Origin of the sequence: Roseomonas sp. GC11 (genome assembly GCF_024437745.1) — a bacterium.
Taxonomy (GTDB): Bacteria; Pseudomonadota; Alphaproteobacteria; order Acetobacterales; family Acetobacteraceae; genus Pseudoroseomonas.
The window spans coordinates 44,407-62,797 of sequence record NZ_JANFNY010000008.1; the positions used below are offsets into that span (position 1 = coordinate 44,407).

Genomic DNA, 18,391 nt, shown 5'->3' on the forward strand with positions numbered 1-18,391 from the left:
CCGGGCGGCCCCGCCCGGATGGCGGGACGGGGGGATGGTCCTCATGCCGGCCCCCTGTATCACCGGCGCGGCGCGGCGGCCACCATCACCGGGGGCTGCCATATTGCTGCCCTGCCGAAGCCTGAAAACCTCCACCCTGCGGCTGCGTTCTCGCTCGCGTCGCCAGAAGGAAGAGCCATGCGCGCCCGAGCCACCCTGTTTCTCTCCTGCGCCCTGCTGGGCCTCCAGGCCCTGCCGGCGGCGGCGCAGGACATCACCCCCTCCGCACCGCTGCCGCAAAGCCTGGCCGAGGACCGTGCCCCGCCGCCCGACCCGCGCGGCACCTTCACCTTCTCCATCGAGAACGACATGTTCGGCGGCAGCGACCGCTACTACACCAACGGCTTTCAGTTCGCCTGGCGCTCGCCCTCGGCCGACCTGCCGGGGCCCCTGGCCTGGATGAACGACCGGCTGGACTGGCTGATGGGCCCCGGCAGCCTGCGCTGGGGCGCCGCCCTGGGCCAGAGCCTCTACACCCCCCAGGATACCCAGACGACCCAGCCCAGCAGGCTCGACCGCCCCTATGCCGCCTATCTCTACGGCGCCCTCTCGCTGAACCGCAGCACGGAACTGACCTCCACCCTGGCGGAACTGCAACTCGGCGTCGTCGGCCCCTCGGCGCTCGGCGAATTCGTCCAGAACAATTACCACGACCTGATCAACGTCCATCAGGTGAATGGCTGGAAGACCCAGTTGAAGGACGAGCCTGCCGTCACCGCCCTCCTCGAACGCAAATGGCGCCTGCCGCTGGGCGAGGTGGCCGGAATGCAGGTGGAAGCCATCCCCGTGCTGGCCGCCAGCCTGGGCAATGTGCAGGCCTATGGCGCCGCCGGCGGGCTGTTCCGCATCGGGCAGGGGCTGGAGGCGGATTTCGGCCCGCCGCGCATCCGCCCCGCCCTGGCCGGTTCGCACTGGATCCAGCCGCGCCAGGATTTCGGCTGGTATGTCTTCGCCGGGGCGGAGGGGCGTGCCGTCGCGCGGGATATCTTCCTCGACGGCAACAGCTGGCGCGACAGCCGAAGCGTCGACAAGCGCATCTTTGTGGGTGACCTCCAGGCCGGTGTCGCCGTGCTCTGGCGGGGCATGCGCTTCGCCTATACCCAGGTCTGGCGCAGCGAGGAATTTTATGGCCAGCAGGGTGTGCAGAGCTTCGGGTCGCTCAGCGTCTCTTTTCGATTTTAAAGAAAATTAGATATATCTTCTTTTTCTGGAGAAAAAGAAGCAAAAAGACTTTTTTCAGGCTGCCGCCATCCCCCGTCACAGCGGGACGCCAAACTGAAAAAGTTTTTTTGGTTCTTTTTTTCAAAAAAGAACATGACTTTTTTCTGAACCCTCCTGGCGTGGCCGAGGTTGCAGGGCAGGGGGTGGTCATGGCACCTCTGCGGCCATGCTGAACCGCCGCTTCCTGCTGGGCCAGATCACGGCCGCCTCTCTCCTGGCGGCTGGCCCGGCGCGTGCCGCCAGCATCAGCTTCGAGAGTTTCCTGGCTGATGTGGCGGCGGAGGCGCAGCGCGGCGGCGTCTCCCCGGCGCTGCTGCAACGCGCTCTGGCCAGCCTGAAGCCCAACGACAAGGTGCTGGAGCTGGACCGGCGCCAGGCCGAATTCACCCTGAGCTGGGAACAGTACCGCGATGGCCGCCTGTCGCAGCAGCGGGTGGACCGCGGGCGGCAGGCTTTTGCCGATAACCGCGCCCTGCTGGATCAGGTGGCGGAGCGCTTCCAGGTCTCCCCGCGCATTGTCGTGGCGATCTGGGGGCTGGAGACCAATTACGGCGGCTTCACCGGCAATTTCCGCACTGTCGAGGCGCTGGCGACGCTGGCCTGGGATGGCCGCCGCAGCGCCTTCTTCCGGCGCGAGCTGATGGCGGCGCTGCGCATCCTCCAGGCCGGGCATGTGGCGCCGGAGCGGATGCGCGGCAGCCATGCCGGGGCCATGGGCCAGCCGCAATTCATGCCCACCAGCTTTGAGGCCATGGCGGTGGATTTCGATGGCGATGGCCGGCGCGACATCTGGGACAGCCGCGCTGATGCCCTGGGCTCCATCGCCAACTACATGGCCCGCAATGGCTGGCGGGAGGAAGAGCGCTGGGGGCGGGAGGTGCTGCTGCCCGAGGGTTTCGACCCCGCCCAGGCCGGCCGCGCCACGGTGCGTCCGCTGCGCGCATGGCTGGAACTGGGGGTGGCCGCCGCCAATGGTTCAACCCTGCCGCCGCTGGAGATGGAAGCCTCCATCCTGCTCCCCGGCGGCCCCAATGGACAGGCCTTCGTCATTTACCCGAATTTCCACGTGATCCGCCGCTACAACCCCTCTGACTACTACGCCCTGGTGATCGGCCTGCTGTCGGACCGGGTGGCCTGACGCCATGCGCCGCCGCCTGCTGAACGCCACGCTGCTGGCGCTGCCGCTGCTCGCCACGGCCTGCAATCGCCCTCCTGCCACGCCCGGCAGCGGTGCCAGCCGCTACAGTGTGGGCGAACCCTATGAGATGGGCGGCGTCTGGTACTATCCGCGCGAGGATTTCGCCCTGCAGGAGACGGGCCTTGCCGCCGTGGTCGCCGACAGCCGGGCGGGGCGCAACACGGCCAATGGCGAGATCTACGATCCCACTGCCCTGGTGGCCGCCCACCGCACGCTGCAGCTGCCCGCCATCCTGCGCGTGACCAACCTGGAGAATGGCCGGGAAATCCGCGTGCGGGTGAATGACCGTGGTCCGGCCCAGGCGGGCCGGGGGCTCGCCCTGTCACGGCGGGCGGCGGAGTTGCTCGGGGTGCCGCTGTCCGGGGGCACGCAGATCGCGCTGGCGGTGGAGGCCGATCTCTCGCGCCAGCTGGCCGGCAGCCTGCCGCAGGCGGAGAACCGCGCCCTGGCGGTGGCCACGGCGCCCCGCGGCGCGCTGGAGGCCGAGGCCCTGCCGCCCCCACCCGGCGCCCAGGCCGCCACCCAGCTGCGCCAGGCCCGCCCTGGCCCCGCCATCCTTTCCGCCGCCGCTGAGGCGGGCGCCTCCCCGGTGCCGGACCGCCTGCCGGAACAGGTCTGGCAGGGGCCGGCGCGGCCGGGCCGGCTCTATGTGCAGGCCAGCACCTTCAGCAACTGGTCCGATGCGCAGCGCCAGGCGGCGCGCATTGGCGGCGCGCGGGTGGAAAGCTTCGGCCCGCCGCGCCGGCCGGAGTATCGTGTCCGCCTGGGCCCCTTCCCGCAGGTCTCCCAGGCGGATACAGCGCTTGAGATGGTGCGCCGCGCTGGCGTATCCGAGGCCCGCATTCTGGTCGACTAGATCCAATCAGGAGATTTCCCGCGATGCCGCTTCGCCGTGCCCTGCTGGGCGGTGCCGCCGCGGTGCTTGCCGCCGGCACGCTGCCCGCCCCCGTCCTGGCGCAGGCCCGCCGCCCCGCGGGACGCCCCGCCCCGGCCGCGCCGACCGCCTCCGGCAGCCCCGCCACCACCCCGCTTGGCCCGCTCGACACGAGCGCGCAGCAGGCGATCATGATCGACTGCGACACCGGCGCCGTGCTGCTGGAGAAGAACGCGGACGAGCGCATGCCGCCTTCCTCCATGTCGAAGCTGATGACGATGTATGTCGTCTTCGACCTGCTCAAGCAGGGGCGGCTGCGGCTGGACCAGACCCTGCCGGTGAGCGAGCGCGCCTGGCGCATGGGCGGCTCCAAGATGTTCGTCGAGCTGGGCAGTTCCATCTCGATCGACAATCTGGCGCGCGGCGTCATCGTGCATTCCGGCAATGATGCCTGCATCGTGCTGGCCGAGGGCATCAGCGGCAGCGAGCAGCAATTCGCCGAGCTGCTGAACGAATACGCCAAGAAGATCGGCCTGCACGACAGCACCTTCCGCAACGCGACCGGCTGGCCCGACCCCGAGCACAAGATGACGGCGCGCGACCTCGGCATCCTGGCGCGCCGGCTGATCACCGATTTCCCGCAATACTTCCCGATCTACAGCGAGCGTTCCTTCCTCTGGAACGGCATCACGCAGGAGAATCGCAACCCGCTGCTCGGCCGCGTGCCGGGGGCGGACGGGCTGAAGACCGGGCATACCGAGGCGGCGGGCTATGGCCTCGTCGGCACGGTCAAGCGTGGGGACCGGCGGGTGATCCTGGTGGTGAACGGCCTGACCTCCATGCGCCAGCGCGGCGAGGAGGCGGAACGCCTGATCGAATGGGGCTTCCGCGAGTTCGAGAGCGTGGTCCTCTTCCGCGCCGCCGACACGGTGGAGAGCGCCCCGGTCTATCTGGGCGAGCAGGCCACGGTGCCGCTGGTGGGCGGCAAGGACCTGGTGCTGACCCTGCCGAAGCAGTGGCGGCGCAACCTGCAGGTGAAGCTACGCTACAACGGCCCCATCCCGGCGCCGATCGCCAAGGGGCAGGAGGTCGGGGTGCTCGACATCTCCGGCCAGGGCGTGCCGCCGATGCAGCTGCCGCTCTATGCCGGGGCGGATGTGCCGAAGCTGGGCCTGATCCCGCGCATTCCGGCGGTGATCGGCCGGCTGGTCTCGGGCTGAGATGGCGGCGCCCGCGCGCGGCCGCTTCATCACGCTGGAAGGCGGGGAGGGGGCGGGGAAGACCACCCTCTCCCGCGCCCTGGCGGCACGGCTGGCGGCGGCCGGGCTGCCGGTGCTGCGCACCCGCGAGCCGGGCGGCGCCCCGGGGGCGGAGGCGCTGCGCGGCCTGCTGCTGACGGGGGGCATCGCCTGGGACCCGGTGGCCGAGGCCATGCTGATGTTCGCGGCGCGGCGGGAGCATCTGGCCAAGACCATCCTGCCGGCGCTGCAAGCCGGCATCTGGGTGGTGTGCGACCGCTTCGCCGATTCCACCCTGGCCTATCAGTGCCACGGCCATGGCCTGCCACGCCGGGTGTGGGAGGGGCTGGCCGCCGTGGCGCTGGAGGGTTTCGCACCCGATTGCACCCTGGTGCTGGACCTGCCGCCGGCGCAGGGCATGGCCCGCGCGCTGGCGCGCAGTGGCGGCGCGCCGGACCGCATCGAGGCGATGGGCGAGGCCTTCCACAGCCGCGTCCACGCCGCCTTCCAGTCCATCGCCACGGCCGAGCCGGGGCGCTGCGCCGTGCTGGATGCCAAAATGCCGCCCGCCGCCCTGGCCGAGGCCGCCGGGGCCGTGCTGCGGGACCGCCTGGGCGCACCGCTGTGACCCCGCCCGAGGCCCGCGCCAACCCCGACCTTTTCGGCCATGAGCATGCCGCCGCCGCGCTGGCCGAGGCGGCGGGGGCGGGGCGGCTGCACCATGCCTGGCTGCTGGCCGGGCCGCGCGGGGTGGGCAAGGCGACGCTGGCCTATCGCTTCGCCCGCTGGCTGCTGGCCGGGCGCCCGCCCGGGCCGTCGCCCCTCTCTCTCCCGCCGGGGGATGCGGTGTTCCGCCGTGTCGCCGCCGGCGCCCATGCCGATCTGCGCAGCCTCGCCCCCAATGCCGGCGAGCGCGGGGTGAAGCTGATCATCCGTGTGGACGAGGTGCGGCAGGTGCCGCGCTTTCTCGGCCTGACGGCGGCGGAAGGGGGGTGGCGCATCATTGTGGTCGAACAGGCCGAGGCGATGAACGCCGAAGCCCAGAACGCCCTGCTGAAAACCCTGGAGGAGCCGCCCGCCCGCGCCCTGCTGCTGCTGACCACGGCGGCGCCGGACCGGCTGCTGCCCACCATCCGCAGCCGCTGCCGGCGCATTGACCTTTTCCCGCTGCCGGAGCCGACCATGGAGCGGGTGTTGGGGCACTGGCTGCCCGAGATGCCGGAGGCGCAGCGCGCCACCCTGGCACGCATTGCCGGAGGCGCCCCGGGCCGCGCCCTGCAACTGGCCGAGGGCGATGGGCTGGCCCTGCAGCAGCAGGTGGAGGGTTTTCTGGCCAGCCTGCCACGCCCGGAGCCGCGCGCCCTGCACGAGCTGGGCGACTTCCTGGCATCGCGGCGTGACGGCAGTGCCTTCACCACCTTCATCGCGTTGCTGCGGCAGGAGCTGGGTGGCGCCATCCGCGCTGCCGGCCGCGGGCAGCCGGCGCCGGGCTACATCGCAACCCGCCCGCTTGCCGATTGGGCGGCGCTGTGGGACACCCTGGGCCGCCTGGCCGACGAGACCGAAACCCTGAATCTGGACCGCAAGCAGGCGGTGCTGAGCGGACTCTCGCAACTGGCCTCGCGCTGAGGACCAAGAGCATGACGAGCGAGCGGCGCTTCTACCTGACGACGCCCATCTACTACGTGAACGACAAGCCGCATATCGGCCACGCCTACACCTCGCTGGCGGCCGATGTGCTCGCGCGGTGGAAGCGCATGACCGGGCATGAGGTCTTCTTCCTCACCGGCACGGACGAGCACGGCCAGAAGGTCGAGAAGGCCGCCGAGGCGCGCGGCATGGATCCGCAGAGCTTCACCGATACGGTGAGCCATGCCTTCCGCGATCTCGCGGCCCGGATGAACTATTCCAACGATGCCTTCATCCGCACCACGGAGGAGCGCCACAAGGCCGCCTGCGCCGCGCTGTGGAAGACGCTGGAGGAGAAGGGCGAGATCTATCTCGGCCATTACGAGGGCTGGTACGCGGTGCGCGACGAGGCCTTCTATGGCCCGGACGAGATCACCGAGAAGGACGGCCAGAAATTCGCCCCGACCGGCGCGCCGGTGGAGTGGGTGAGGGAGCCTTCCTACTTCTTCCGCCTGTCCAACTGGCAGGATCGACTTCTGACATTTTATGAAGAAAATCCGGACTTTATCGCACCGGTTTCGCGTCGCAACGAAGTCATCAGTTTCGTCAGGAGCGGGCTGAGCGACCTGTCCATTTCCCGCACCTCCTTCAAGTGGGGTGTGAAGGTGCCGGGTGACGAAGCCCATGTGATGTATGTCTGGCTGGATGCGCTGACAAACTACATCACCGCCCTCGGCTATCCCGATGAAAAGGCAGAATCCTGGAAATTCTGGCCGGCGGATATCCATTTCGTCGGCAAGGATATCGTCCGCTTCCATGCGATTTTCTGGCCGGCCTTCCTGATGGCCGCCGGCCTGCCCACGCCGAAGCGCGTCTTCGCCCATGGCTGGTGGACGAATGAGGGGCAGAAGATCTCCAAGTCCCTCGGCAATGTCATCGACCCGCTGGCGCTGGTCGAGGAATTTGGCCTGGACGCGGTGCGTTATTTCCTCCTGCGCGAGGTGCCCTTCGGTCAGGATGGCGACTTCCAGCGCAAGGCCCTGATCGGCCGCCTGAATGGCGAACTGGCGGATGCCCTGGGCAACCTCGCCAACCGCACGCTCAGCCTGATCCAGCGCAATTGCGGCGGCCTGTTGCCGGAGCCCGCCGCCGCCCAGGCGGAGGCGGACCGTGGCTTCCTGGCGGCCACCGGCCATGGTGATGCCGAAGGCAGCCCCGCCTGGCTGGCCGCCAAGGTCGATGCGCTGCTGAACGAGCAGAAATTCGATGCCGCTCTGTCGCTGCTCTTCGCCTCCATCCGCGAGGCCAATGGGTACATCACCCGTGAACAGCCCTGGGCGCTGAAGAAAACCGACCCGGAGCGCATGGTGGTGGTGCTGCGCACCCTGCATGATGCCCTGCGTGTCTTCGCCACGCTGCTCTGGCCTTTCATGCCGGAGACGATGGCGAAGCTGCTGGACCAGCTCGGCGTGCCAGCCGAGGCGCGTGGGGTGGATGCCCTGGCGACGCCGCTGCCCGGCGGCATTGCCCTGCCGGCGCCCAGCCCGCTCTTCCAGAAGATCCAGGGCGAGGCCTGATGCTCGTCGACAGCCACTGCCACCTCGACTACTTTACTGAGGCGGAGATCGAGGACATCCTGGCCCGCGCTGCTGCGGCCGGGGTGGGCCGGATGGTGACCATTGGCGTGCGCATGTCGCAGGCCGAGACGGTGAAAGCCCTGGCCGAGCGCTTCCCGCAGGTCTGGGGCACGGTTGGCGTCCATCCGCAAAGCGTCGGCGAAGCTCCGCTGCCAACGGTGGAGGAGATCGTCTCCGCCACGCAGCACCCGCGCATCATCGGCATCGGCGAGAGCGGGCTGGACTATTTTTACGACAAGGCCCCGCGCGCGGTGCAGCAGGAAGGCTTCCGCCGCCATATCCGCGCGGCCCAGGCCACGCAGCTGCCGCTTGTGATCCACGCCCGCGATGCGGATGAGGATATTCTGGCGCTGCTCAAGGAAGAAAAGGGGCAGGGGGGTGACTTCCCCTTTCTCCTCCACTGCTTCAGTTCTGGACGCAAGCTTGCCGAGGAAGCTCTTGATCTTGGAGGATATGTCTCCCTTTCGGGCATCTTGACATTCCCCAAATCCCAGGAAATCCGCGACATCGCTCGCGATGTGCCGATGGAGCGGTTGCTGGTGGAGACTGACTCGCCCTACCTGGCGCCGGTGCCGTTCCGCGGAAAGCGCAACGAGCCTTCCTATGTCGCCCATACGGCGCGTGTCTTGGCCGAAGTGAAGCAGGTGAGCCCGGAGGAACTGGCTCGCATCACCACCGAGAATTTTTTTCGGCTATTCCAGAAAGCCCGTTAAAGCTTTGAACTTAAAAATAACCATTCTGGGCTGCGGTGGCTCGGCTGGCGTGCCCATGCTGGGTGGCCCGGATGGGGCCGGTGATTGGGGCCTGTGTGATCCAGCCGAGCCACGCAATAACCGGACGCGTTCCTCGATCCTGATCGAGGCCGAGGATGGGCGCCGTCTGCTGGTCGATGCCGGGCCGGATCTGCGCCGCCAACTCCTGGCCTGTCGGATCGGTCGTGTTGATGCGCTGTTGGTCACGCATGGCCATGCCGACCATATCATGGGCCTGGATGAATTCCGTCCTTTGAACCGGGCCATTGGCGCGGCCATTCCGGTTCATGCCATGCCGGATACCTTGGCTGAGTTAAGGGCGCGCTTTGACTACGTTTTCCGTGAGCCGACCGCGCCAGCCTTCTATCGGCCCGCATTGACGCCACATCCGGTGGAGCCAGGGGATACGCTGGACATCGCCGGCCTTCCGGTGACGCTGTTCCGCCAGGACCACAAGGTGATGGATACCTTGGGCCTGCGGATAGGGCGCTTCGCTTATTCCACCGATGTTGTGCATCTGCCGGATGAAAGCCTTGAGGCTTTGAAGGGCGTGGAAACCTGGATCGTGGGGTGCTTCCAACGCCGTCCGCACAGTGTTCATGCCCATCTGGAGCGGGTTCTTGAATGGCGGGATCTGCTGAAGCCACGCCGTGTCGTTCTGACCCATATGGGGCCGGACATGGATTGGGCGTGGCTGAGGGCTCATTTGCCTGAGGGTGTGACGGCTGCCTGGGATGGCATGGTCCTGCATTCACTCTTTTAAATTTGTCATAATCTTCCTTATGCGCTATCTTAAGCGCAACTCAAATAAAGGGCTTTGACCATGACCGCCGCCGCTTGCACCCTCACCCGGCTGCTGGAGATCATGGCCCGACTACGTGCCCCTGATGGTTGCCCGTGGGACCGTGTGCAGGACTTCGCCTCGATCGCGCCCTACACGATCGAGGAAGCCTATGAGGTCGCCGATGCCATCGCCAAAGCGGACATGCCCGCACTTCAGGATGAACTGGGCGATTTGCTCTTCCAGGTCGTCTACCACGCTCAAATGGCGAGCGAGGCCGGCGCCTTTGATTTCGCCGCTGTTGCTCAGGGCATTTCGGACAAGATGATCCGCCGCCACCCGCATGTCTTTGGCGAGGCTGCCGCGCGGGATGCCGCCACCCAAACCGAGGCCTGGGAAACCCAGAAGCAGGCCGAACGCGCCGCCCGTGCTGAAACCGGCACCCTGGCTGGCCTTCCTGTTGCCCTGCCAGCCCTGACCCGCGCCGCCAAGATCACCCGCCGCGTGGCCCATGTGGGCTTCGACTGGCCGGATGCCGCCGGCGTGCTGGATAAGCTGGCAGAGGAAACCGCCGAACTGCGTGCTGAGCTGGACACTGGCTCGCGCGAGGCCATCGCGGAAGAGTATGGCGACATGCTCTTCGTCCTGGCCAACCTCGGGCGCAAGCTGGATCTCGACCCGGAAGCCTGCCTGCGGGCCGCCAATGCGAAGTTCGAACGCCGCTTTGGAGCCGTAGAAGCACGGCTATCCGCGGAAGGCCTCACGCCACAGGAAGCTGGGCTGGAGCGGATGGAAGCCGAATGGCAGGCCGTGAAGCGGGCCGAAAAAGCCTAACTCTGAAAGCGGGGTCTGGGGGGATCTCATCCCCCCAGCCTTCTTCTCTGTCTTATGCGAGCAGCGCCTCGCGCGCCGCCTGCCAGCTTTCCCTGTCCGGCGCCGCCAGCAATCCGCCCCCCGTATGCTCGGGCTGATATTCGCTACCATCGAAGCGCGCGCTATAGCCGCCCGCCTCCCGGTGCAGCAGCCAGCCCGGCAGGTGGTCCCAGGGCATCAGCCTATTATAGATGACGATATGCGCCCCGCCCGAGGCCACCAGGCGATACTCATGCGCAGCGCAGCGGAACTGCACACCGCTCGCCAGCCGTGGCAGCCGGGCGGTGACCTGGCTGCGCAGAGGCTCCGCCATCCAGGTCCAGGAGACGGCGCCGATCATCCGCTCAACCGGCACCGGCGCCGCCACCCGCAGGTCGCTCCGCTCGCCGGAGGGGGTTTCGATCCAGGCCCCCTCCCCGCGCAGCGCGATGGCGGTATCGTCGCCCAGCGGATCATGAATCCAGGCGCCCACCACCTCGCCCTTCACCACGGCAGCGGCCATGCAGCCGAAAAGCGGCACGCCGGCAGCGAAATTGGCCGTGCCATCCACCGGGTCCACCACGAAGGCGAGATCCGCCCCCGCCAGCCGCCCCAGGAGGGAGGGATCCGCGGCACAGGCTTCCTCCCCCACCACGACGCAGCCCGGGAAGCGGGCCTGCAGGGCGGCGGTGATCTGGCGTTCCGCAGCCTCATCGGCATCGGTCACCAGATCCATCGGGCTGGACTTGCTGCGGATGGCCTCGGCCGAGAGCCGCCGGAAGCGCGGCAGGATCTCGGCGCGGGCGGCCTCGCGCAGCAGGGCGGCGAGGTCGCTCGCCTGGGCATGGGTGAAGCGCATCGGATATCCCCGTCAGGCCTGTTCGAAGCGGGCGCGGTTGGCGGGAGACAGCCGCACCGTCAGGCGCACCGCGTCCTCGGCATCCTCGCGGGCGAGCACCTCGCCATGCTGGTAGAGCCAGGCGATACGGGCACCGTCACTGGGTGGCAGGCTGTATTCGGCCACCTCCATCCCGGCCGCCATGCGGGCATCGAGGGCCGCGCGCAGCGCATCCAGCCCCTCCCCCGTCAGCGCCGAGACGGCGACGGAGCCGGCATCATTCACCCCCGGCACCTCGGCCGTGCCGCCCAGCAGATCGGCCTTGTTCAGCACCTCGATGGTGCGGGCCGGCCAGTTCTCGTCCAGCGTGGCATGGGCGCCGCCCGCCATCTCGGTGAGCACGCCAACCACGTCGTTGCGCTGGGCCGTGGTGTCCGGGTGCGCCACATCCCGCACATGCAGGATGATGTCAGCCGCCGCCACCTCCTCCAGCGTCGCGCGGAAGGCCTCGATCAGCTGCGTCGGCAGGTCGCTGATGAAGCCCACCGTGTCGGAGAGGATGACGGTCCGCCCGCTGGGCAGGCGGATGGCGCGCATGGTCGGGTCCAGCGTGGCGAAAAGCTGGTCCTGCGCGTAGACACCGGCGCCGGTCAGGGCGTTGAACAGGGTGGACTTGCCGGCATTGGTATAGCCCACCAGCGCCACCACCGGAAACGGCACGCGGGTGCGCGCAGCCCGGTGCAGGCCACGGGTGCGGCGCACCTGCTCGAGTTCGCGCTTCAGCTTGACGATGCGCTCGCCGATCAGGCGGCGGTCGATCTCGATCTGGCTTTCACCCGGGCCGCCCAGGAAGCCGAAGCCGCCGCGCTGCCGTTCCAGGTGGGTCCAGGACCGCACGAGGCGCGTGCGCTGGTATTCCAGATGCGCCAGCTCGACCTGCAGCGTGCCTTCCTTGGTGCGGGCCCGCTCGCCGAAAATCTCCAGGATCAACCCGGTGCGGTCGATCACCTTGCAGTGCCATTCGCGCTCCAGGTTGCGCTGCTGCACGGGCGAGAGGGCGGCATCCACCACCACGACGCCGATCTGGTTTTCCTCGATGGCGAGGCGCGCCATCTCCACCTGCCCTTCGCCCAGCAGGGTGGAAGGCCGGCGCCCGCGCAGCGGGAAGACCGCGCTGTGGACGATGGTCAGGCCAATGGAAGCCGCCAGGCCCACCGCCTCGGCCAGCTTGGCCTCGGCGGCGCGGTTGGCGGCGCCACGGTGGTCCGGGAAGGGAATGACGCCCTCCGCGCCACCCGGGCGCGAAGACCGCTCATAGGGCAGGATCACGGCGGCCAGGGTGGGCTTGCCACCCTGGTCCGTGACTTTGTCAGTCGGAGGAGCCGACAGGATTGACCTCACGCTGAAGTGTCATGGTGCCCTCGCGCGTCACGGTGACGGTGCCGCCGGCAGGATTGCCCTGGGCGGCCCCGGCCGTGGCGGCCGTGGCGTCAAACAGCATGATCGGCGCGCCCGGCATGACGGTGCTGATGGCGTGCTTGTAGACCAGCTGGGTGTGACCGTCCCGACGCAGCAGGACGGAAAAATTGTCAAACCAGGTGATGATGCCCTGGAGCTTGACGCCATTGACGAGGAAGATCGTCACCGGCGTCTTGCTCTTGCGGACATGGTTCAGGAACACGTCCTGAACATTCTGGGACTTCTCGGCGGCCATCGGCTCGGTCCTTCTTCTTCTTGGCGAGCCACCTTGTCATGGCCGTTCAGTCGGTGCTGCGGCTCACGCGGGGCTACGCCCCGGCGTGCGGGGCTGCCCGCCGGTTCGCCCGCAAGATCACGCAGGCAGGGGGGTCTTGGCAAGGCCGTGCAGGCACGCAGCGAGAACATGGCCGTCCGGGAAGACCGCATCCGGTGCCAGGGCGGCGATTCCGCCATCATGCGCGGCATCGCCCAGCAGCACGGCGCTGCACCCGGCGGCACGGGCGGCCTGCATGTCCACCCCCGTATCGCCGATGAACCAGACCGCCGGCCCTGGCGCCACGCCCAGCCGTTCCAGCGCCATCAGCACAGGCGCGGCGGCGGGTTTGTCCGCCACGGCATCCCCCGCCCCCACCAGCACGCCGAAATGCCCGGCCCAGCCCAGATGCGCGGCCTCCGCCCGCAGGATCGGACCCTGCTTGTTGGAAACCACGCCCATCGGCCAGAGCGCCCCACGCTCCAACGCCGCCACGGTGCCCGGCAGCGGCATGATGAACTCCAGGTGACGGGCGCGGACCTCGGCATAGAACAGATCGCGCGCGTGCTCCCATTCCGCGCCGAACAGCGCCGGGAAGGATTCCCGTAGCGAGAGGCGGGCGCGGGCCCGCACCTGCTCCAGGCTCCATTCCGGCCGGCCGAAGGCGCGCAGCGCGGCATTCATCCCCGCCTGCACCCCGGCCCAGGCATCGACCAGCGTGTTGTCCCAGTCCCACAGAATGGCTGTGGGGCGGGGCAGGCCAGGCGGAAGCGGAACCGCGATCATGCGGCGTTCTTCGCCGCGCCCTTCACATGGCGGGCAAAAATCTCGAAGAGCTGGCGCGTCACCGGCCCCGGCTTGCCATCCCCCACCGCCACGCCGTCGATCTTCAGGATCGGCTTCACGAAGGAGGTGGCGGAGGTGATGAAGGCTTCCCGTGCCCGCTTCAGCTCATCCAGGGTGAAGGCGCGCTCATCCCAGGCCATGCCAAGCTGGCGCAGTTCCGCCATCAGCGCGCCGCGGGTGCAGCCGGGCAGGATGGCGTGGGACAGGGCGCGGGTGCGGATGGCACCCTTCTCGTCCACGATCCAGAAGCTGGTCGCCGCGCCCTCGGTGACGATGCCGGTGCCTTCCTCATAGAGAATGGCCTCGGTCGCGCCCTGCTCACGCGCGGCCTGGCGGGCCAGCACATTCGGCAGCAGGTTCACGCTTTTGATATCGCGCCGCGCCCAGCGCAGATCCGGCAGGGTGATGGCGCTGCCGCCCCAGCTGTCGATGCTGGCGGGGTAAGGCGCGATACGCTTGACCGTCACCACCAGGGCCGGCGGCACCGGCTTCGCCGGGAAGGGATGGTCGCGCCGCGCCACGCCGCGCGTCACCTGCATGTAGAGCAGGCCCTCGGTCACCCGGTTCTTGCGCGCCACCTCCTGCAACACATGCGACAGGGCCGCGCGCGTCAGCGGCATCGGCAGGCGGATCTCGCGCAGGGAACGCTCCAGCCGGTCCAGGTGCAGATCCTCATCGATGAAGCGGCCATTGTAGAGATGCACCACTTCATAGATGCCATCGCCGAACTGATAGCCGCGGTCCTCGATATTCACGCTGGCCTCGCGCTGCGGGACATAGCGGCCATTCACATAGGCAATGCGGGACATGCCCTGGTCTCTTTCGCTGTTGATCCAGTCGGGGCGCGCAGCTTCGCGCCGATGCAGGAGGACGGCAATAGTCCCTGCCCGGCTTTTCAGCCAGGGCAGCGATCAAAATCAGGGAAAATATCTTCTTTTTCTGAAGAAAAAGAAGCAAAAAGACTTTTCCAGGCTACCGCCGTCTCCCGGCACAGCGGGACACGAAACTGAAAAAAGTTTTTTGGTTCTTTTTTCCAAAAAAGAACGCTGCTTACGCTGATCCTGCCCGGTCCTCTGCCTGCACACCGAGGAACTTCAGCTTCCGGTGCAGGGCGCTGCGCTCCATGCCGACGAAATTGGCGGTGCGGCTGATATTGCCGCCAAAGCGCAGCAATTGTGCTTCCAGATATTGCCGCTCAAACAATTCACGCGCCTCGCGCAGCGGCAGGGTCATGATCTCGCTGGAGCGGTCGAGCTTCAGCGCGGCGGGGGCGGCGGAGCCGACCTCGGGCGGCAGCATCTCGGGGCGGATCGGCTCCCCTGCCCCACCCGGCGCCATGATCAGCAGCCAGTCCACCAGATTGCGCAGCTGGCGCACATTGCCCGGCCAGTCATAGGCCTGCATCGCCGCCAGCACATCCTCTGACAGCTCCCGCGCCGGCACGCCGGATGTCTCGGCGGAGCGCGCCATGAAGTGGCGGGCGAGCACGGGCACATCCTCCCGCCGCTCGCGCAGCGCGGGCACGCGCAGCGGCACGACGGCGAGGCGGTAATAGAGATCCTCACGGAAGCGCCCGGCGGCGATCTCCGCCGCCAGATCGCGGTTGGTGGTGGCGATGACGCGCACATCCACCTTCACCCGCGTGGCGCCGCCCACCCGCTCGAACCCCTGTTCCTGCAGGGCGCGCACGATCTTGCCCTGGGTTTCCAGCGGCATATCCGCCACCTCGTCCAGCAGCAGCGTGCCGCCATGGGCGCGCTCCAGCACGCCGGCACGGCGCGGCGCCGCCTGCGGGTCCGTCCCCGCCTCGACGCCGAACAGCTCTTCCTCGAAGCGGGCGGGGTTCAGCGTGGCGCAGTTCAGCGCCACGAAGGGCTCCCCGGCGCGGCGGGAGCGGGCATGGATCATGCGCGCCGCCACCTCCTTGCCCGCCCCGGCGGGGCCGGAGATCAGCACGCGCGAGCCGGTGGGCGCCACCCGCTCGATCGCCGCGCGCAGCTGGCTGATGAGCTGGGAGGTGCCGAGCAGCTCCGTCTCCGCCCCGGCGCGCAGCTTGAGTTCGCTGACCTCGCGCTTGAGCCGCGCCGCCTCCAGCGCCCGCTCGGCGATCAGCAGCAGCCGGTCGGACTTGAAGGGCTTCTCGATGAAGTCGTAGGCGCCCTGCTGGATGGCCTGCACCGCCGTCTCGATGGTGCCATGGCCCGAGATCATCACCACCGGCACCGAGGGATCGTCGCGCTGCATCGCCTCCAGGATGCCGAGGCCATCCAGGCGCGAATTCTGCAGCCAGATATCCAGGATGACGAGGCTGGGCCGGCGGGCGCGGAAGGCGGCCAGCGCCGTGTCCGAATTCTGCGCGACGCGGGTGTCATACCCCTCGTCCGAGAGGATGCCTTCAATCAGCGCGCGGATGTCCGGCTCGTCATCGACGATCAGGATATCATGCGCCATGCTGCTGCATCTCCGTGCTCTTCCCCACGATCTCCGGGCCGCTGGCCTCCGCCGCGCTGCGGCGCGGCAGCACCAGGGCCGCCCGCGCCCCCGGCACGGGAAGCCCCCCCGCCGCCTCCCTCTCGGTCAGCAGCAGGCGGCCACCGTGGTCCTCCATGATCTTCTTGACAATGGCAAGACCAAGGCCGGTCCCTTTTGGTTTATGCGTCACATAAGGCTCGGTCAGGCGCTCCCGCTCCTCGCCCTGCGGCAGACCGAGGCCATTATCCTCGACCGCCAGCGTGACCGTCTCCTCCCCCGGCTCAACCGAGAGCAGGATGAGGCCCGGCACCGGCGCGCGCCCCTCGGCCTCGTCGGCCTGGATGCGCATGGCGACGGCATCGGCGGCATTGGCCAGCAGGTTGGTCAGCGCCTGGCCGATCAGCCGGCGGTCGCAGGGGGTGCGCGGCACGCCCTCCGGGATGCGCGTCTCGAAGCGGATGGCGTGGTGGGCGTTCTGCTGCAGCACCAGCGCCTCGCGCGCCACCTGGTCGAGCGGCTCGGGGCGGATCACCGGCTGCGGCATGCGGGCGAAGGCGGAGAACTCATCCACCATCCGCCCGATATCGCCCACCTGCCGCACGATGGTGTCGGTGCAGGCCACGAAGGTCTCGGGGTCGTTGGTGATCTGCTTCAGGTAGCGGCGCTTCAGCCGCTCAGCCGAAAGCTGGATGGGCGTCAGCGGGTTCTTGATCTCATGCGCGATGCGGCGGGCGACATCGGCCCAGGCCGCCTTGCGCTGGGCGGAGAGCAGCTCGGTGATGTCGTCGAAGGTGAGGACGAAGCCGTTGACGCGGCCATTCTGCGTCTCGGCGCCGATCTGGGCCAGCAGGGTGCGCCGTTCGCTGGCCGGGCCGATGCGGATTTCCGCCGTGCGGGTGCGCTCGGGCTGGGCCAGGGGCTGGGCAAGCGCCTGGGCCAGCAGGGGGGCGAATTCGGGGGCCACCGCCTCCAGCTTCTGCCCCAGCGCCTCATCGAGGTCGAGGCCGAGCAATTCGCTGGCGCGGCGGTTGGGCAGGTTGACGCGCCCCTCCGCATCAACGCCGACGACGCCGGCGGAGACGCCGGAGAGCACCGTCTCGGTGAAGCGGCGGCGCTCGTCGATCTGGCGATAGGCTTCCATCAGCTCGCTGCGCTGGGCGGCGAGCTGGTTGGTCATGCGGTTGAAGGCCCGCGAGAGGGTGCCCACCTCGTCATCCGGCCCGCCCTCGGCCACGCGCACGGTCAGGTCGCCGCTGCGCACCCGCTCCGCCGCCACGATCAGGCGGGAGAGCGGCCGGGCGATCTGGTTGGCGATGACGAGGCCGATCAGCACCGCCGCCATCAGCACCAGCAGCGCCGCCAGGATGAAGATCATCACGAAGGTGATCTGCAGGCCGGAGCGGTTGCGGTCCAGCTGGTCATATTGCTGGAAGGCCAGTTCGGTGCGGCGCATATGCTCGATCACGCCGGGGTCGAGCGGCCGGCCGATCAGCAGCATCAGCCCCGGGCCGATATCGAGCGCCACCAGGGCGCGGACGCGCCCCTCCTCGCTCTCGCCCGGCAGCACGGCCACCTCGCCGCCGCGCGCCACCTCCATGGCCCAGGCGGGCAGCGGGTCGAGCACGGCGGCGGTGGTCAGCCCGGCATGGCTGACCACGCGGTTCAGCACCGGCTCGAACACCACCGAATCGGTCAGCCCGCGCAGCGCGGTATGGGTGGCCAGGATCTGGGCGAAGGCGAACTGGTTCTCATCCAGCAGCCGCCCGGCGCGGTTGAGATCCGCCGCCATGGCCAGCGCATCGGCGCGGATGGTGTTGCGGTGCTCGTCCAGATAGGCGCGGGAGGCGACGAGGCTGGCCTCGAGCGTGTCGCGCACACGGTCGCTGAACCAGGCCTGGATGCCGAGATTGAAGAAGACGGCGGCGAAGACCGCCACCAGCAGCGCCGGCACCACCGCCACCACGCTGAACAGCATGACGAGGCGCACATGCAGCCGCGAGGCCGCCGCGCCGCGCCGCCGCTCCGCCCACATGCGGACGAGGCGGGCGGTGAGCGAGACCATCAGCAGCAGCAGGAAGGTGGCGCCCACCAGCATGATGGCCACCACCTGCCCCGGCTTGGTCGGGCCGAAGGGGCTGCCGCCGGAGAGCACGACGAAGGTGGCTAGGCCCATCAGCAGCGCGCCGACGGCCAGCCCCAGCGTCATGGCGCGGCCGAGCAGCAGGTCCAGCACACGCCGGGCGAAGGAGGGGCGGCCTGGGCCGCCCCGGCTCGGCGCCACG

The 18,391-nt window shown here is 68.7% G+C and carries 18 protein-coding genes; 11 read left to right on the top strand and 7 right to left on the bottom strand.

Annotated features, from left to right (window positions below; genetic code table 11):
* The first annotated feature begins 177 nt into the window (after nt 1-177).
* From NON00_RS04245 to mazG, 10 genes are all read left to right on the top strand, one after another.
* Complete coding sequence (locus NON00_RS04245) at nt 178-1,221, top strand: lipid A deacylase LpxR family protein (RefSeq protein WP_256017843.1); 1,044 nt, start codon at nt 178-180, stop codon at nt 1,219-1,221.
* A 205-nt stretch (nt 1,222-1,426) separates the two neighbouring features.
* Complete coding sequence (locus NON00_RS04250; protein WP_256017844.1) at nt 1,427-2,398, top strand: lytic transglycosylase domain-containing protein; 972 nt, start codon at nt 1,427-1,429, stop codon at nt 2,396-2,398.
* Between the two features lie 4 nt (nt 2,399-2,402).
* Nucleotides 2,403-3,314 (top strand): septal ring lytic transglycosylase RlpA family protein, encoded by a 912-nt coding sequence (locus tag NON00_RS04255; protein WP_256017845.1) that lies wholly within the window; start codon nt 2,403-2,405, stop codon nt 3,312-3,314.
* A gap of 23 nt (nt 3,315-3,337) precedes the next feature.
* Nucleotides 3,338-4,552, top strand: a complete 1,215-nt coding sequence (locus NON00_RS04260; RefSeq protein WP_256017846.1) for a D-alanyl-D-alanine carboxypeptidase family protein — start codon at nt 3,338-3,340, stop codon at nt 4,550-4,552.
* A 1-nt stretch (nt 4,553) separates the two neighbouring features.
* Nucleotides 4,554-5,198, top strand: coding sequence for a dTMP kinase (gene tmk / locus NON00_RS04265; protein ID WP_256017847.1), 645 nt, complete (start codon nt 4,554-4,556; stop codon nt 5,196-5,198).
* Nucleotides 5,195-6,199 (top strand): DNA polymerase III subunit delta', encoded by a 1,005-nt coding sequence (locus NON00_RS04270; RefSeq protein WP_256017848.1) that lies wholly within the window; start codon nt 5,195-5,197, stop codon nt 6,197-6,199. Before tmk ends, NON00_RS04270 begins: the two co-directional genes overlap by 4 nt.
* Before the next feature lie 11 nt (nt 6,200-6,210).
* The gene (gene metG, locus NON00_RS04275; protein WP_256017849.1) at nt 6,211-7,776 is read left to right on the top strand and encodes a methionine--tRNA ligase; all 1,566 of its coding nucleotides are present in this window, start codon (nt 6,211-6,213) and stop codon (nt 7,774-7,776) included.
* Nucleotides 7,776-8,549 carry a TatD family hydrolase gene (locus NON00_RS04280; RefSeq protein ID WP_256017850.1) on the top strand — a complete coding sequence of 258 codons (774 nt, stop codon included), beginning with the start codon at nt 7,776-7,778 and terminating at the stop codon, nt 8,547-8,549. The genes metG and NON00_RS04280 overlap by 1 nt, the downstream gene beginning before the upstream one ends.
* A 55-nt stretch (nt 8,550-8,604) precedes the next feature.
* Nucleotides 8,605-9,351 (top strand): MBL fold metallo-hydrolase, encoded by a 747-nt coding sequence (locus NON00_RS04285; protein WP_256017876.1) that lies wholly within the window; start codon nt 8,605-8,607, stop codon nt 9,349-9,351.
* Nucleotides 9,352-9,411: 60 nt separating this feature from the next.
* On the top strand, nt 9,412-10,203 hold the full coding sequence (gene mazG, locus NON00_RS04290; protein WP_256017851.1) for a nucleoside triphosphate pyrophosphohydrolase: 792 nt from the start codon (nt 9,412-9,414) through the stop codon (nt 10,201-10,203).
* A 52-nt stretch (nt 10,204-10,255) separates the two neighbouring features.
* Here the strand turns inward: mazG and NON00_RS04295 are convergent, their stop codons facing one another.
* The 5 genes from NON00_RS04295 to NON00_RS04315 all read right to left on the bottom strand — a co-directional run bounded on the left by NON00_RS04295 (nt 10,256) and on the right by NON00_RS04315 (nt 14,446).
* Nucleotides 10,256-11,080: an inositol monophosphatase family protein gene (locus tag NON00_RS04295; protein WP_256017852.1), complete on the bottom strand. Its 825-nt coding sequence runs from the start codon at nt 11,078-11,080 to the stop codon at nt 10,256-10,258.
* Nucleotides 11,081-11,092: 12 nt separating this feature from the next.
* On the bottom strand, nt 11,093-12,451 hold the full coding sequence (hflX, locus tag NON00_RS04300) for a GTPase HflX (protein WP_370688665.1): 1,359 nt from the start codon (nt 12,449-12,451) through the stop codon (nt 11,093-11,095).
* A complete protein-coding gene (gene hfq, locus NON00_RS04305) occupies nt 12,429-12,773 on the bottom strand; it encodes an RNA chaperone Hfq (protein WP_256017853.1) in 345 nt (114 codons plus the stop codon). The genes hflX and hfq overlap by 23 nt, the downstream gene beginning before the upstream one ends.
* Nucleotides 12,774-12,890: 117 nt before the next feature.
* Nucleotides 12,891-13,577: an HAD family hydrolase gene (locus tag NON00_RS04310; protein WP_256017854.1), complete on the bottom strand. Its 687-nt coding sequence runs from the start codon at nt 13,575-13,577 to the stop codon at nt 12,891-12,893.
* Nucleotides 13,574-14,446, bottom strand: coding sequence for a D-amino-acid transaminase (locus NON00_RS04315; protein ID WP_256017855.1), 873 nt, complete (start codon nt 14,444-14,446; stop codon nt 13,574-13,576). The genes NON00_RS04310 and NON00_RS04315 overlap by 4 nt, the downstream gene beginning before the upstream one ends.
* Here NON00_RS04315 and NON00_RS04320 point away from each other — a divergent pair.
* Entirely contained in the window at nt 14,445-14,696 is a 252-nt protein-coding gene (locus NON00_RS04320; RefSeq protein WP_256017856.1) for a hypothetical protein, read from the top strand. The genes NON00_RS04315 and NON00_RS04320 overlap by 2 nt on opposite strands.
* Here NON00_RS04320 and NON00_RS04325 read toward each other — a convergent pair.
* Complete coding sequence (locus NON00_RS04325; RefSeq protein ID WP_256017857.1) at nt 14,688-16,088, bottom strand: sigma-54 dependent transcriptional regulator; 1,401 nt, start codon at nt 16,086-16,088, stop codon at nt 14,688-14,690. The genes NON00_RS04320 and NON00_RS04325 overlap by 9 nt on opposite strands.
* Entirely contained in the window at nt 16,078-18,315 is a 2,238-nt protein-coding gene (locus NON00_RS04330; RefSeq protein WP_370688666.1) for an ATP-binding protein, read from the bottom strand. The genes NON00_RS04325 and NON00_RS04330 overlap by 11 nt, the downstream gene beginning before the upstream one ends.
* Between the last annotated feature and the right edge of the window lie 76 nt (nt 18,316-18,391).